This window comes from Nocardiopsis sp. JB363 (assembly GCF_900143625.1).
GTDB lineage: Bacteria > Actinomycetota > Actinomycetes > Streptosporangiales > Streptosporangiaceae > Nocardiopsis.
In genome coordinates this window covers 22,857-36,925 of record NZ_FRFF01000040.1, presented here as the reverse complement: position 1 = coordinate 36,925, position 14,069 = coordinate 22,857, and the positions used below count along the sequence as shown (strand labels likewise).

The window sequence follows — 14,069 nt, the reverse complement described above, 5'->3', positions numbered from 1 at the left end:
CCGGTTTCCGTGGCGCGGATGGCCGACCATGAGGACATGCGCCTGTCCCTACTTCGCCACGGTCAGACCCCTTCGAACGTCGCCGGTCTTCTCGACACCCTCGCCCCGGGCCCGGGGCTGACGCCTCTGGGCCACCGCCAGGCGGCGGCGGTGCCGACCGCTCTCCAGGAGCGCCCGATCGACGCGCTCGTGGTCTCGCCCCTGCTCCGCACCCACCTCACCGCCGCTCCCCTGGTCACCACGTTCGGAAAGGAACCGGTGGTCATGGAGGGGGTGCGCGAGGTCGAGGCCGGCGCCCTGGAGATGGGCGCCGATCCGACGCAGCACCGGACCTACGTGGACACGGTGTTCGCCTGGTCTCGCGGCCAGGTGGACCTGTGCATGCCGGGTGGGTCGGACGGGCGTGCCTTCTTCGACCGGTTCGACGACGCCGTCGGCCGGATCGCCGAACAGGGTTGGGAGGACGTCGTCGTGGTCTCCCACGGCGCCGCGATCCGTTCCTGGGCCTGCGCCCGTGTCACCGGGGTCGACGTCGCCTCGGTCGCGCGCACCCCGCTGGCCAACACCGGCATGGTCGAGATCGAGGGCGACCCCGACTCGGGTTGGCGTCTGCTCGGTTGGAGCAGCGGACCGATCGGCGGCGCCCACCTGCTGAATCAGGACGGGAGCGATCCGACGGGCGAGGCCGTCAACGCCTGAGCGCCGGCGACCGCGGGCGGGCGCCCGAATGCGGCATGTCACCGCACGTTCCACGCGCGAGGTCAGATTTCCATAACGTTCGGTCGACCCGTCGCGCAATGCCCGGACAGCCGGAAGCAATGGTGGCATGATGACGGGCACAAGGCGGGCGGAAGCCGTCACCGATTCCGCCGCCGATTCGCGTGAGAAACCTGGGTCGGCCGCACACGTCTGCGCGGCCACTTTTCTCCGCACACTCACATCGCACGATAGCCGCGCCGTAGGCGCCTATTCGGCGTATTGGTGATCGCGAACAGCGATCAGTCATCGGTGACCGAAATCGCCCTCTTGGCCTGTGATGTTCGAAAAGGTGGTTCCACCATGTCCCGGTCCCGTCGTCGTACCGAGTTGCTCCCGATCCCGAGCCGGGGGTGGCAGGAAGCCGCCGCCTGCCGAGGAGAGGACCTCGCACTCTTCTTCGGCCCCGAAGACGAGTCCTGGCCGCAGCGAGAGATGCGCGAGCGCAGGGCCAAGCAGGTCTGCGCGGGCTGCCCGGTACGTACCACCTGTCTGGACGACGCGGTCTCACGTCCGGAGAAGTACGGCACCTGGGGTGGCCTGAACGAGGTCGAACGCACCTCCGAACGCCGCCGTCGCCTGCGCCGCGCCAACGCCGCCTAGTGCGGTGACCGGGAAGGTTCACCGGCTCGACCCGTCCCCGTGATCTTGCTACCAGAAGCAAGGAAAGGGCTTTCCTTGCTTCTGGTAGCAAGATCACGGGGGATGAGAACCCATGAGCCGACCCGGGCGAACGTTTCCGGCCACAGCACTAATACCGCGTCGGCCGAGGTCACGCTCCACGGTGCTCGTCCCGGTCCCGTGCGGGACCGGGACGAGCACCGTGGAGGTGCCTGGCGCGGACGGCTCCGTCCCGCGTCAGCGTTGCCAGCTGCGCCAGAGGCGGGCGTAACGACCGTCGGCGGCGACCAGTTCCTCGTGCGGCCCCTCCTCCACGATCCGGCCCTCGTCCATGACGACCACCCGGTCGGCGGTGGCCGCCTGGGTGAGCCGGTGGGCGACCACCAGGGTGGTGCGGCCCTTGGTGGCGGCAGCGGCGGCCTCCTCCAGCCGGCGGGCGCCGGAGCTGCCGGCCTCGGCCGTGGCCTCGTCCAGTACCGCCAGGTCCGGGTCGGCCAGCGCCAACCTGGCCAGGGCCAGGTGCTGGGCCTGTTCGGCGGTGAGGGTGTGCCCGCCCTCGCCCACCACGGTGTCGACCCCCTCGGGCAGGGCTCGCACCCAGTCCAGGGCGCCCACGGTCTCCAGGGCCCCCTCGACCTCGGTGGCCGTGGCCTCGGCGCGGGCCAGACGCAGGTCCTCCAAGAGGGTTCCGGCGAACACGTGGGTCTCCTGGCTGACCAGGAACACGTGTTCGCGCACCCGCTGCTCGCCCATCTCCTCCAGGGAGACCCCGCCCAGGTACACGATGCCGGAGGTGGGGGTGCGCAGGCCGCTGATCACCGCTGCCAGGGTGGTCTTGCCGGCGCCGCTGGCCCCCACGAGGGCGACGCGTTCGCCGGGGGCGACGGTGAGCGAGACCCGGTCCAGGGCCTTGGGGGCGTCGGAGGCGTAGGCGTGGCTCACCGACTCCACGCGCAGGGACGACCCGGCCGGGCCCTCCTGGGCTCCGGGGTCCTTCGCCTCGGGCAGGTCCACCACCCCGGCCAGGCGGGCCAGGCTCGCCCCCGCCTGCTGGACGTCGTTGAAGGTCATCACCAGGAATCCGACGGGGCCGAACAGCCGGTGGAAGTACAGGGCGGCGGCGGTGACCATACCGACGGTGGCCAGGTCACCGCGCACCAGCCAGAACCCGACGACGAGCACGGTGCCCAGTCCGACCAGTTCGGAGCCGTTCATGCGGGCGCCGAGCCTGGTGAACAGGCGGAACACGTCGAGCGTGAGCTGCATGGCGCTCAGCGAACGGTCGGCGATGCGCTCCTCGTGTTCGGCCTCCATCCGGTAGGCGCGCACGGTGTCCCGGCCGCGCAGGGCCCCCATCATGGCGTGGGAGCGCTCGCCCATGGCGACGCGTTCGCGGGCGTAGTAGGGGCCCGAGAGCGGCATGTACCAGCGGATCGCCCACACGTAGAACGGCATGGCGGCCAGACCTGCCAGGCCCAGGCGCCAGTCCAGGGCGGCCATGCCCGCCGTGGTGAGCACGACGGTGGCCAGGGCCGTGACGACCTCGGGGCCGTTGCGGGCGATGGCGTTGGTGACCACGGCGACGTCGTCGCCCACGCGGGAGAGCAGGTCGCCGATGCGCACGCGTTCCAGTCGGGCGGCGGGCATGTGCAGGACGCGGCGCATGACGCGTTCACGCAGGCGGGCCAGGATGGTCTCGCCCAACCGGCTGACCTGCCAGGCACCCAGACCGACGAAGACGCCGCCGACTGCCGCCGCGCCGGCGATGAGCGCGGCCGAGCGCAGGATGGCCTCCGGTCCGGCGCCGTCGGTGATGTCGTCGACCATGCCGCCGAGCACCCAGGGGGCGACGAGTCCGGCGGCGCTGCCGGCCAGGACGGTGAGCAGGGCCAGAACGGAGGTGCCGGGGCGGGCGCGCAGTCCTTCGAGGAGTACCGCCCAGGTGCGGCGGGCGGTGGCGGTGGGCAGCAGTTCGGGGCCGCCGGTGGGGAGGGCGACCTCGTGCTGGATGGTGTCGGTGCTCAACGCAGGACCGCCTCGCGGTAGTAGGTGTCGTCCTCGGCCAGTCGGGTGTGGGTGCCCTCCGCGCACACCCGACCCTCCCGCAGGACCAGGACGCGGTCGGCGCGGGCCAGGAGCGCGGGGCTGCTCGCGATGGCGAGCGTGCCGCCGCCGTGGGCGACGCGCAGTGCCGCGGTGCCCTGGGCGATGGCCTCCTCGGTGACGGCGTCGACCGCGGTGGTGGGGTCGTGCAGGACGAGCGCGGGTGGGGCGGCGGCGAGCGCGCGGGCCAGGGCGACGCGTTGACGTTGGCCGCCGGAGAGGTTGGCGGCGCGGTCGGTCACGGGCCGGTCGAGGCCGTCGGGGTGGCCGGTGACGAGTTCGCCGGCGGCGGCCGCGTCGAGCGCGGTGAGCAGGCGCTCGTCGTCGAGGTCGGTGCCGGTGTCTGTGTCGGTGGTCAGGTTGGAGCGCAGGGTGCCCTCGAACAGGTGGCTGCCGTGTTCCTCGACCAGGACGGTGCCGCGCAGGGAGACCAGGTCGAGGTCGGGGAGAGGAACCCCGGCGATCAGGGTGGTGCCGCGGGCGTCGGCGGCGCGTCCGGCGAGGAGGTCGACGAGCGCCTCGGCGTCTCGGGGGTCGGTGGCGAGCACGCCGAGGAACTCTCCGGGGCGCAGGGTGAGGTCGACGCCTTCCAGGGTGCGGTGTCCGACCTCGCGGAGTTCGACGAGGGGCACGCGCTCGGACAGGGGTTCGGGCAGGGAGAGCTCGCCGGGGGTGACGGCGTCGGGGGCGGTGAGCAGGCGCACCAGGCGTCGGGCGGAGGCTCGGGCGATGGCGAACATCTGGCCAACCATCCCCAGCCCTTGGACGGGTTCGGCGAGGAACTGGGCGAGGCCGACGACGATGACGAGTTCGCCGACGGTGAGGTGGCCTCGCAGGGCCATCCATCCGGCGGTGCCGGCCACGCAGGCCAGGAAGACGGCGCCGGCGGCGGTGACCAACCCCTTGTAGACGCCGTTGCTGGCGGCGGCTCCGACCGAGGCGGTCAGGGCGTGGTCGCTGGCCTGTCCGTAGCGCAGGGAGGCGTTGTGGCGGGCACCGATGCCCATGAGCACGCGCAGGCCGCCGACCAGGTCGGTGGCCATGGCGGTGGCGCGGGCGGCGGTGGCCTGCTTGGTCTCGGTGCGTCGGGCGATGCGGGCGGCGGGCACGCGCAGCAGCAGGAGCATCAGGGGCAGGCCCAGGAGTACGCCGATCCCGAGGGGGATGTTGATGGTGAGCAGGACGATGGTGGTGACCACGATGGCGGTGACCTGGGCGATTCCCACGGCCCAGGCGCGGGCGTAGGTGGCGGCCTGTTCGGCGTCGGAGGTGGCCACGGACAGCAGTTCGCCCGAGCGCAGGCCGCTGCGTTGTCCTCGGGGGTGCAGGACCCGATGGGCCGATTCCAGGCGCAGCAGGTGGGCTTCGCGTTCGACGACGCCGAGGGTGAGGCGGGCGCCGGTGCGGTAGGCCAGGGCCAGACAGGTGAAGAGGAGGATGAGTCCGGCCACGCACCACAGCAGGGCGGTGATGTCGCCGGTGGCGACGGCCAAGTCGATGGTGAGGCCGATGGCGACGGGGACGAGCGCTTCGCACAGCTGGTGCGTGGACAGCAGGGTGACGCCGAGGGTGATGGGGCGGCGGTGGCGGCGCAGGGAGCGCGAACGTAGGGCCGCGGCGCTGGTGGGGACGGGTTCGGGGGTGGTCGGGGATGCGGGTTCCGGGGCGGCCCGTCCCTCGGTTGTGGTCATGTGGTCCGTCGTCCCTGATCGTCGTTGTCTCGGTGGCCGTCTTCGGTGGCTCTGCGCCAGGTTAGCCAGGTCGCGCGGTACACCCGACCATGGGATGTGCGATTCGACGCCGTATGCCCGCTTTCCTTGGCAGACCATTGGTGAGCCTAACCTCACTCGCCGTGGGTGTCGACGTACCCCGAACCCTCTTCGTCCCTGACCCTCTACGGGGCACAGACCCCCGGTATGATCGGGGTTCTCTCCGTTGTCGAACGGGGTCCTTCCCCGATGTGCTCGCCCCTCGCATCGGCCTACGTTGATCGGACCGGTTCCGTTCCCGGAACCCACGGACCGTCACTCGAACGGCCCGACGAGGTAGGGAGATCGCGGTGGAAACGAGGGGCTTCTTATATCTGCGCTACGCCTGCAACGACCTGATCAGGAACAAGGGCGTGCACGTGGCGCTCCTGGTGGTCCTGACACTCAGCGCGTTCCTCATGGCCACCGGGGCGATGGTGATGGAACGCATGCTGGGGTCGGTCGACGAACTCTTCGAGCAGGCGAAGCCACCCCACTTCCTACAGATGCACGTCGGCGACATCGACGCCGACGCCCTGGCGGGATTCGCCGCCGAGCACCCGGAGATCGAGGACTGGCACGTCGTCGAGATGGTCGGATTCGACGGCGCGACCCTGTCCTGGGAGCGTTCCCACACCGGTGAGTCCGGTGACCTCTCCGACAGCCTCATCGACCAGCTCTTCACGACCCAGAACGAGGAGTTCGACCTCCTCCTGGACGAGACCGACGCCGCCCCGGACCCCTCCCCCGGCGAGACCTACCTCCCGGTGGCCCACCGCATCGCCTTCGACCTGCGGGTCGGCGACGAACTCAGGATCGCCACCGACTCCGGCCCCCTGGAGCTGCGCGTGGCCGGGTTCGTGCGCGACGCGCAGATGGCCTCGTCATTGTCCTCGGCGACCCGATTCGTGGTCTCCGAGGCCGACTTCCAGACCTTGGAGGGCGCCGGTGGCGGCGCTCCCGAGAGCATCGTCGAGTACCGACTCGACGATGCCGGTTCGGCCGTCGACCTCCAGCGCGCCTACGAGGCCGACGAGGCGCTGCCCAAGAACGGGCAGGCCGTCACCTATCAGATGATCCGCCTGGTCAACGCATTCGGCGACGGCCTGGTCGCGATGGCTCTGGTGTTCGTGAGTCTGCTGCTCATCGTGATCGCGCTGCTCAACGTGCGCTTCGTGATCCGCGGGACCCTGGAGGACGAGGTCCGCGAGATCGGCGCGATGAAGGCCATCGGTCTGCCCGACCGTTCGATCTCCGGGCTGTACCTGACCAAGTACAGCGTCATGACCGCACTGGCGTGTGTCCTCGGGGGTCTGGCGGCGATCGTCGCCACGGGTCTGCTCACACGGAGCGTGCAGGTGAACTACGTCGACGCCCCGCTGGGCATCGCCGCGTTCGTGGTGCCGGTGACCGCGCTCGCCCTGGTGTACGCGTTCGTCCTCCTGCTGTGCCGTGCCGTCCTGCGCCGGGTGCGCCGGATCGAGGTCGTGGGCGCCCTGGTCCACGGCAGTGTCCTGGACGAGAAACGGGCCGCGCGCCGGAACCGGAGGCGGGCGCGACGGGTGCGCGGCACCGCCCTGGCCTCGACCCGCGGCCTGGGAGTGAACGGCCGTCTGGCCATGCTGGACCTGCGCGCCGAGGCCGGCCAGTGGGTGCTGCTACCCCTCGTGTTCTTCCTGGCCGCCGTGCTGATGGCCCTGCCCGCCAACCTGCTCGGCACCTTCGAGAGTCCCCGCTTCGTCACCTACATGGGCGACGCGGAGAGCGACGTGCGCGCCGACCTGCTCTTCTCCGAGGACCTCGACGAGGCCCGCGACGAACTACTGAGGAGCATGCGCGATGACGAACGACTGACCGACGTGCGCGCCTTCTCCGCCCTGCTGTACGAAGCCGAGGGCGAGGAGGGGTGGGAGACCCTACGAGTGGAGGTGGGCGAACACGACCCCGACGCGATCGCGTACGCGCACGGCGGGAGCCCCGGGCCCGGCGAGATCGCCCTGTCGGTGCTGAACGCGGACGAGTACGGGCTCTCCGTGGGTGACGGGTTGGCCGTGCGCCGAGGCGGAGAGGAGACCACGCTCACCGTCAGCGGCATCTACCAGGACGTCACCAGCGGTGGGTTCACCGCCAAGGCCCATGGCGAGGAGGTCACCGGAGCGGCCGGCCACATGGTCTACGCGAACACGGCCCCGGGCACCGACGCCGCCATGATCGCTACGGAGTACGACGAACGTTTCGACACCGCCACGGTGATCCCCATGCGCGAGTACGTGCGCCAGACCCTGGCGTACGTGACCGGGGCCCTGCAGAGCGCCACCCTGGTCTCCTTCGTCTTCGCGGTCGGGGTCGCGGCGCTGATCACCGGGCTGTTCCTGCGACTGCGTCTGGCCCGGGAGCGCACGCGGATGGGCGTACTGTCCGCGATCGGCTTCTCCACCGGGGAGATCATCGCCCAGGTGCGCGGCAAGACCTTCCTCGCCGTGGTGGTCGGCACCGTCCTGGGCACGGTGTTCGCGGCCACGGCCGGGGAACCCATGATCGGTTCGCTGCTGTCCGTGGCGGGGCTGGGGATCGCGCACCTGGAGTTCCTGCCGAACCCGTGGCTGGTGTACGTGGCCTATCCCCTGGCCCTGATCACCACCGGACATCTGATCGCCGTGGCGCTCACCGCGCCGCTCCGCCGTGTGGACAAGAGCACGTGGCTCCGAGGATGAGAGGCCCTTCCATGACACAGCCCACCACAGAGCCCGTGACGGAGCGGGCGCGGATCGCGCTGGCCTCGCGGGGCCTGACCAAGACCTTCCACTCCACAGACCCGCCCACCCGGGTCATCGACGGCGTCGATCTGTCCGTGGCGAGCGGCGAGTTCCTCGTCGTGATGGGCGCCTCGGGTTCGGGAAAGTCGACGCTGCTCTACACGATCAGCGGCATGGACCGGCCCACCGAGGGGAGCGTGCTGTTGGAGGGACGGGACCTGACGTCGCTGGACGATCGGGAGATGAGCCGGGTCCGGTTGACACGGATGGGGTTCGTCTTCCAGCAGGCGCACTTCCTCGCCAATCTGAACATCGGCGACAACATCCTGCTGCCCGCCCTCCAGGCCGCGCCCAAGGACAAGAAGGGGGCCATCGCCCGCGTGGACGCACTGCTGGAACGGTTCGGGATCGCTCACGTGCGTCGGCACGGCATCACCCAGGTCTCCGGCGGCCAATTGCAGCGGGCCTCGATCTGCCGTGCCCTGGTGTGCGAGCCGTCCCTGCTGTTCGCCGACGAACCCACCGGGTCGCTGAACAGCAGTATGACCTTGGAGGTGATGGACGCGCTCACCGACGTGCACCGGGAGGGGACGACACTGGTCATGGTCACGCACGACCCGGGCTGCGCGGCCCGGGCGGACCGCGTGGTCTACCTTCGCGACGGGTCGTTGGTGGACTCCCGTGAGATGGGGGCGTGGCGCCCGGAGCGGGCGTCCGAGCGCGAGGACGACCTGATCGCGTGGCTGCGCGGCCTGGGGTTCTGAGAGGGCCGCGCCCCCGTGTTCACATCGGTCCCGGGATCACGCTAATCTGGGCAAATCAAGCTTAGGCAAGGCAAGGCTAAGCTAAAAGCCATTCAGTGAGGTCCCATTGATCCCCGGTCCGCCCACCCGTCTCGGCATGATCGCCGCCGGCGCCCTGTCCACCGTGCTGCTCGCCGCCTGTGGTGGCGGGGGCACCGACTCCTCCGAGTCCTCCGGCCCGACCGCCGAGGGCTACCCCGTCACCGTCGAGACCCTGTTCGGTGACGTGGAGATCGAGGACCACCCCGAGAACGTCGTCGCGATGGGTTGGTCGGACGCCGAGACCGCGCTGGCCCTGGGGGTGCAGCCGGTGGGCGTGGCCGACTGGCAGGCCTACGGGGCGCCCTACGTGGGCCCCTGGGCCGCCGAGCTGTTCGACTCCGAGCCGACCGAGGTCGGCACCATGGAACCGAACCTGGAGGCCATCGCCACCATGGAGCCGGACGTCATCCTCGACACCCGCTCCGACAACTCCCAGGAGCGCCACGACCTGCTCTCCCCGATCGCTCCCGTGGTCGGCCCGCCCGCCGACGTGGAGGTCACCTACGGCACCACCTGGCAGGGGCAGACCCGCCAGGTCGCCCAGGTCCTCGGTGAGGAGCCGCGGGGCGAGGAGCTCGTCACCGAGCTGGAGGACCGGTTCGCGCAGCTGCGCGAGGAGAACCCGGACTTCGCGGACATGACCATCGCGGTGGGCGCCTACTTCGACGGCCAGTACGGCGCCTACGTGCCCGGCGACACCCGCGTGGACGTGCTCACCGAGCTGGGCTTCGAGTACAAGCCCGAGCTGGAGGAGATGGCCGACGGGGCGTTCTACGTCGACCTGAGCTCCGAGCTCGTGGAAGAGCTGGACGCCGACCTGACCGTGGTCTTCCCCATCGGTGACACCGCCGACTTCCTCAACGAGGACCCGGTCCTGCAGGGCATCCCCGCCGCCGAGGACGACCGGTTGCTCGTCCTGGACGACCCGGTGCTCGCCGACTCCTTCTCCAGCGGTTCGACCCTGGGCATCCACCACGCCCTGGACGAGATCGTCCCGATGATCCAGGAGACCCTGGAGGGCTGAGATCCCCCACGCACGGACAAAAAAGGGGGGGCTCCCGCCGCGCGGCGGGAGCCCCCCCTCTTTTTGTCCGTGCGGAGTCAGCCCGCCTCCACGACCTCGTGGTGTCTGCCGATGGGCAGCATCAGGGGTTTGCCCGAGGTGGGGTCGGTGATGATGCGACTGCGCAGCCCGAACACCGATTCCACCGTCTCGGGGGTGAGCACCCGCTCGGGTGGCCCTTCCGCGTGCAGCCGGCCCTCGGCCAGGGCGACCAGGTGGTCGGCGTAGCGTGCCGCCAGGTTGAGGTCGTGCAGCACCAGCACGATCGTGGTGCCCAGCGACCGGTTGAGGTCGGTGAGCAGGTCCAGCACCTCCACCTGGTGGCTGACGTCCAGGAACGTGGTGGGCTCGTCCAGCAACAGGAGATCGGTGTGCTGGGCCAGGGCCATGGCGATCCACACGCGCTGACGCTGCCCCCCGGAGAGCTCGTCCACGGGCCGATCGACCAGGTCGGTGATCCCGGTGGCGTCCAACGCCTCGGCGACGGCCTCGTCGTCCTCACGGCTCCACCGGGTCAGCACCCGTTGGTGGGGGTGGCGGCCTCGTCCGACCAGGTCGCCGACGGTGATGCCCTCCGGGGCGATCGGGGACTGCGGAAGCAGGCCGAGCGTGCGGGCGACCTCTTTGGAGGGCATCCGGTGGACCTGCTTGCCGTCCAACAGCACCCGCCCTCCCTTGGGCACCAGCAGCCGCGACATCGATCGCAGCAGGGTCGACTTGCCACAGGCGTTGGCGCCCACGATCGCGGTGATCCGCCCCGGCGGGATGGCCAGGTCCAGGGTGTCGATGACGACGCGATCCTGGTATCCCAGGGTCAGATCCTGGACGAGCAGCGAGTGGTCCGTGGTCACAGGGATCCTCCGGCGCGGTTGGTGCGGACGATGAGGTAGACGAGGTAGGGGGCGCCGAGCACGCCGGTGACCACACCGACCGGGAAGCGCGTGCCCAACAGGAACTGGCCGACCAGGTCGGCGACCAGCACCAGCAACGCCCCGACCAGGGCCGAGGGCAACAGCAGGGATCCGTTGGGCCCCACCAGGCGTGCGGCGATGGGACCGCACAGGAACGCCACGAACGCGATGGGTCCGGCGGCGGCGGTGGCGAAGGCGATGAGCCCCACGGCCGCGGTGACCGCCAGCAGACGGGTGCGGTTCACCCGCACGCCCAGGGCCGAGGCGGTGTCGTCGCCCAGTTGGAACAGGGCCAGGTCGTCGGCCTGGGACAACAGCACGGGGCCGATGAGGACCAGGGCGACGACCACCGGCAGGACCTGGTTCCAGTCGGTGCCGTTGAGGCTGCCGGTGAGCCAGCGCATGGCCTCCTGCAGGTCCCAGTCGGGTGCCTGGTCCAGGACGTAGGAGACGACGCTGTCGAGCATGGCGGCCACACCGATGCCGATGAGGATGAGCCGGGTCCCGGCCACCCCTCCCTTGAACGACAGCGTGTACACGAGGGTGGACACCGCCAACGCGGCGACGATCGCCATCACCGACACCGCGGTGCCGCTCAGCCCGAGCACGACGATCGCGAACACCGCGGCGGCGCTGGCCCCGGAGCTGATTCCGATGATGTCGGGGCTGGCCAGGGGGTTGCGCAGCATGGTCTGGAAGGTGACACCCGCCAGGCCGAAGCACATCCCCGCCACCACGGCGAGCATCGCGCGCGGCAGCCGCAGACGACCGACCGTGAAGGAGGCGCCGGGTACGTCCTGGCCCAGGACGACCCGCCACACGTCACCGAGCGGGTAGAAGGTCTGCCCGACCATCAGGGTCAGGGCGAACACGACGACGATGAGCACGGCCAGGACCGCGATGACCGTGCCGCGCCTGCGTGCGCGGCGCAGGCGGCCCCGGGTCACGGTCTCCAGGGTGGACCCGGCGGTGGTCAGGGACGGGATCACAGGGCACGGACCTTCTGACGGCGGACGATGTAGATGAAGAACGGGGCGCCGACCAGCGCGGTCACGATGCCCACGTCGATCTGGGCGGGCCGGGCCACGATCCGGCCGACGATGTCGGCGGCGGTGAGCAGGGCGGCCCCGCCCAGGGCGGAGAAGGGGACGAGCCACCGGTGGTCGGGACCCACCAGCAACCGGCACACGTGCGGCACCACCAGTCCGACGAAACCGATGGGGCCGGTGACCGCGGTCGTCGCCCCGCACAGCACGACGGCGCCCAGGGCCGCGGTCCCGCGGGCCACGGCGACACGTTCGCCGAGCCCGGCGGCCAGGTCGTCGCCCAGCGCGAGCATGTTGAGCCCGCGCGCGCAGAACAGGCACAGGACGAAGCCCGCGGCGACGAACGGCAGGATCTGGTTCAGGCTGTCGTAGGTGCCACCGCCCACCCCGCCGATCTGCCAGGAGCGCACCCCGCCGGCCATGTCGTTGCGCGGCAGCACGACGGCGCTGATGAAGGAGGCCAGGGCGGCGGAGGTCGCCGTTCCGGCCAGGGCCAGTTTGAGCGGGGTGGCCCCGCCCCGGCCCAGGGAGCCGATCACGTAGACGAACACGGCGCTGGCCCCGGCGCCGACGATCGCCACCCACACGTAGGAGGCGGCCGAACTCAGCCCGAAGGTGGCCATGCCCACGACCACGGCCAGGGAGGCGCCCATGTTCACGCCGAGGATGCCGGGGTCGGCGATGGGGTTGCGGGTCACGCCCTGCATGACGGTACCGGCGACGCCCAGGGCGGCACCGGCGAGCACCGCGAGCAGGGTGCGGGGGATGCGCTTGGCCACGGCGGCCTCGTCGAAGCCCTCCGCCGAACCGCCGAGGGCGGCCACGATGTCGGCCCAGCCGACCTCGCGCGAGCCCACGGCCACGGAGGTGAACATCAGGGCGACCAGGACCAGGATCAGGGCCGGCAGCCACAGGACCCGCAGCCGCCGGGGGCGTCGCACGGCGGCGACGTCCCCGGCGGCCGGCGGGGTGAGGGTCGAGGTCACTGCGCCCCGTCCGCGGCATCGGCCAGCAGGGACACGTAGTCGTCCAGGACCCAGGAGATGGACAGCGGGGTGGGGTTGGCGGCGGTGCCCAGGGGGTCGTCGCCGGGCAGGTTCACCACGGCGCCGTTCTCCACGGCCGGGATCTGGGACAGCAGTTCGTCGCCCTCCAGGGAGTCGATCAGGTCGTCACCGCCGTAGGTGACGATGATGTCGACGTCGTCGAAGACGTCGGCCTGCTCAGCGGTGCGGGTCAGCGCGAACTGGTCGGTCTCGGCGGTGGCGTCGGCGATGCTGCCGGGGGTGCTCATGCCCAGGTCTTCGAAGAACATCGCCCGGGTGTCGTGGGCGGTGTAGAAGCTGACCTCGCTGAGGTCGGTGGTGTCCACGTGGGTGAGGAACATGGTGGAGCGTCCCTCGATCTGCGAGTACTCGGCCGCGGTGGCCTCGATCTCGGTCTCCAGCTCGCCGATGAGCTCCTGGCCCTCGTCCTCCAGGCCCAGGGCCTTGCTGTTGAACTCGATCATCTCCCGCCAGGCGGTGCCCCACGGGGTCTCGGGGTAGGCGACGACGGGGGCGATCTCGCTGAGGGTGTCGTACTCCTCCTGGGTCAGTCCGGAGTAGGCGGCCAGGATGACGTCGGGGGCGGTGTCGGCCACGGCCTCGAAATCGATGCCGTCGGTCTCGTCGAACAGCACGGGGGCTTCGGCGTCGAGTTCGTCGAGCTTCTCCTCCACCCAGGGCAGGACGCCGTCGTCGTTGTCGTCGCCGAAGTTGGCGGCGGCCATACCGACGGGGACGACGCCCAGGGCGAGGGGGACCTCGTGGTTGGCCCAGGCGACGGTGGCGACCCGCTCGGGCTGGGATTCGATGGTGGTGGTGCCCAGGGCGTGCTCGATGGTGATCGGCGTCCAGTCCCCGGAGGCCTGGGCCTCCTCGTCGGGGGTGTCCGACGAGCACGCCACGAGTCCGACCGCCAGCAGCGCGGCCGTGGAGAGGGCGACCGACCTTGTCACGTGGCGCATGGTGTCCTTTCGGTTGTGGGGCGGGGTGCCCCGAATCCACGCAACCCGCCCTCAGGCGCATGACTCAGCGGTTCGATACGGCGACGCTCGGTGAGGTCATGGGGATACGCCGAGGGAGGCCCCTCGGTGAGCACACCGAAGACCACCCCCAAGAAGGTAAGGGTTGCCTAACCGAACTTAGAGCGCGAGGCCCGACCGCGCAATCACGCAGA

The 14,069-nt window shown here is 70.8% G+C and carries 11 protein-coding genes; 5 read left to right on the top strand and 6 right to left on the bottom strand.

Going from position 1 to position 14,069, the window contains the following annotated elements; genetic code table 11:
* The first annotated feature begins 18 nt into the window (after positions 1–18).
* Positions 19–699, top strand: coding sequence for a histidine phosphatase family protein (locus BQ8420_RS06155; protein WP_235005963.1), 681 nt, complete (start codon positions 19–21; stop codon positions 697–699).
* Positions 700–1,059: 360 nt separating this feature from the next.
* Positions 1,060–1,359: a WhiB family transcriptional regulator gene (locus tag BQ8420_RS06150; RefSeq protein WP_087096837.1), complete on the top strand. Its 300-nt coding sequence runs from the start codon at positions 1,060–1,062 to the stop codon at positions 1,357–1,359.
* A gap of 255 nt (positions 1,360–1,614) precedes the next feature.
* Here BQ8420_RS06150 and BQ8420_RS06145 read toward each other — a convergent pair whose 3' ends face one another.
* Positions 1,615–3,402 (bottom strand): ABC transporter ATP-binding protein, encoded by a 1,788-nt coding sequence (locus BQ8420_RS06145; protein ID WP_235005962.1) that lies wholly within the window; start codon positions 3,400–3,402, stop codon positions 1,615–1,617.
* Positions 3,399–5,171 carry an ABC transporter ATP-binding protein gene (locus tag BQ8420_RS06140; protein WP_087096836.1) on the bottom strand — a complete coding sequence of 591 codons (1,773 nt, stop codon included), beginning with the start codon at positions 5,169–5,171 and terminating at the stop codon, positions 3,399–3,401. Before BQ8420_RS06140 ends, BQ8420_RS06145 begins: the two co-directional genes overlap by 4 nt.
* 368 nt (positions 5,172–5,539) lie before the next feature.
* Between BQ8420_RS06140 and BQ8420_RS06135 the strand changes: the two genes are divergently transcribed.
* The 3 genes from BQ8420_RS06135 (at position 5,540) to BQ8420_RS06125 (ending at position 9,853) form a co-directional block, all read left to right on the top strand.
* Positions 5,540–7,942, top strand: a complete 2,403-nt coding sequence (locus tag BQ8420_RS06135; RefSeq protein ID WP_200815825.1) for an ABC transporter permease — start codon at positions 5,540–5,542, stop codon at positions 7,940–7,942.
* An 11-nt stretch (positions 7,943–7,953) separates the two neighbouring features.
* On the top strand, positions 7,954–8,748 hold the full coding sequence (locus BQ8420_RS06130; RefSeq protein ID WP_087096835.1) for an ABC transporter ATP-binding protein: 795 nt from the start codon (positions 7,954–7,956) through the stop codon (positions 8,746–8,748).
* A 106-nt stretch (positions 8,749–8,854) separates the two neighbouring features.
* Complete coding sequence (locus BQ8420_RS06125) at positions 8,855–9,853, top strand: iron-siderophore ABC transporter substrate-binding protein (RefSeq protein WP_087096834.1); 999 nt, start codon at positions 8,855–8,857, stop codon at positions 9,851–9,853.
* Between the two features lie 77 nt (positions 9,854–9,930).
* Here BQ8420_RS06125 and BQ8420_RS06120 read toward each other — a convergent pair whose 3' ends face one another.
* Genes BQ8420_RS06120 through BQ8420_RS06105 form a run of 4 tightly spaced genes read right to left on the bottom strand, consistent with a single transcriptional unit; the run spans position 9,931 to position 13,857 of the window.
* A complete protein-coding gene (locus BQ8420_RS06120) occupies positions 9,931–10,743 on the bottom strand; it encodes an ABC transporter ATP-binding protein (RefSeq protein WP_087096833.1) in 813 nt (270 codons plus the stop codon).
* Positions 10,740–11,792 carry an iron chelate uptake ABC transporter family permease subunit gene (locus BQ8420_RS06115; protein ID WP_087096832.1) on the bottom strand — a complete coding sequence of 351 codons (1,053 nt, stop codon included), beginning with the start codon at positions 11,790–11,792 and terminating at the stop codon, positions 10,740–10,742. The genes BQ8420_RS06120 and BQ8420_RS06115 overlap by 4 nt, the downstream gene beginning before the upstream one ends.
* The gene (locus BQ8420_RS06110) at positions 11,789–12,835 is read right to left on the bottom strand and encodes an iron ABC transporter permease (protein ID WP_087096831.1); all 1,047 of its coding nucleotides are present in this window, start codon (positions 12,833–12,835) and stop codon (positions 11,789–11,791) included. Before BQ8420_RS06110 ends, BQ8420_RS06115 begins: the two co-directional genes overlap by 4 nt.
* Positions 12,832–13,857, bottom strand: a complete 1,026-nt coding sequence (locus BQ8420_RS06105) for an iron-siderophore ABC transporter substrate-binding protein (RefSeq protein ID WP_087096830.1) — start codon at positions 13,855–13,857, stop codon at positions 12,832–12,834. The genes BQ8420_RS06110 and BQ8420_RS06105 overlap by 4 nt, the downstream gene beginning before the upstream one ends.
* Positions 13,858–14,069: the final 212 nt, after the last annotated feature.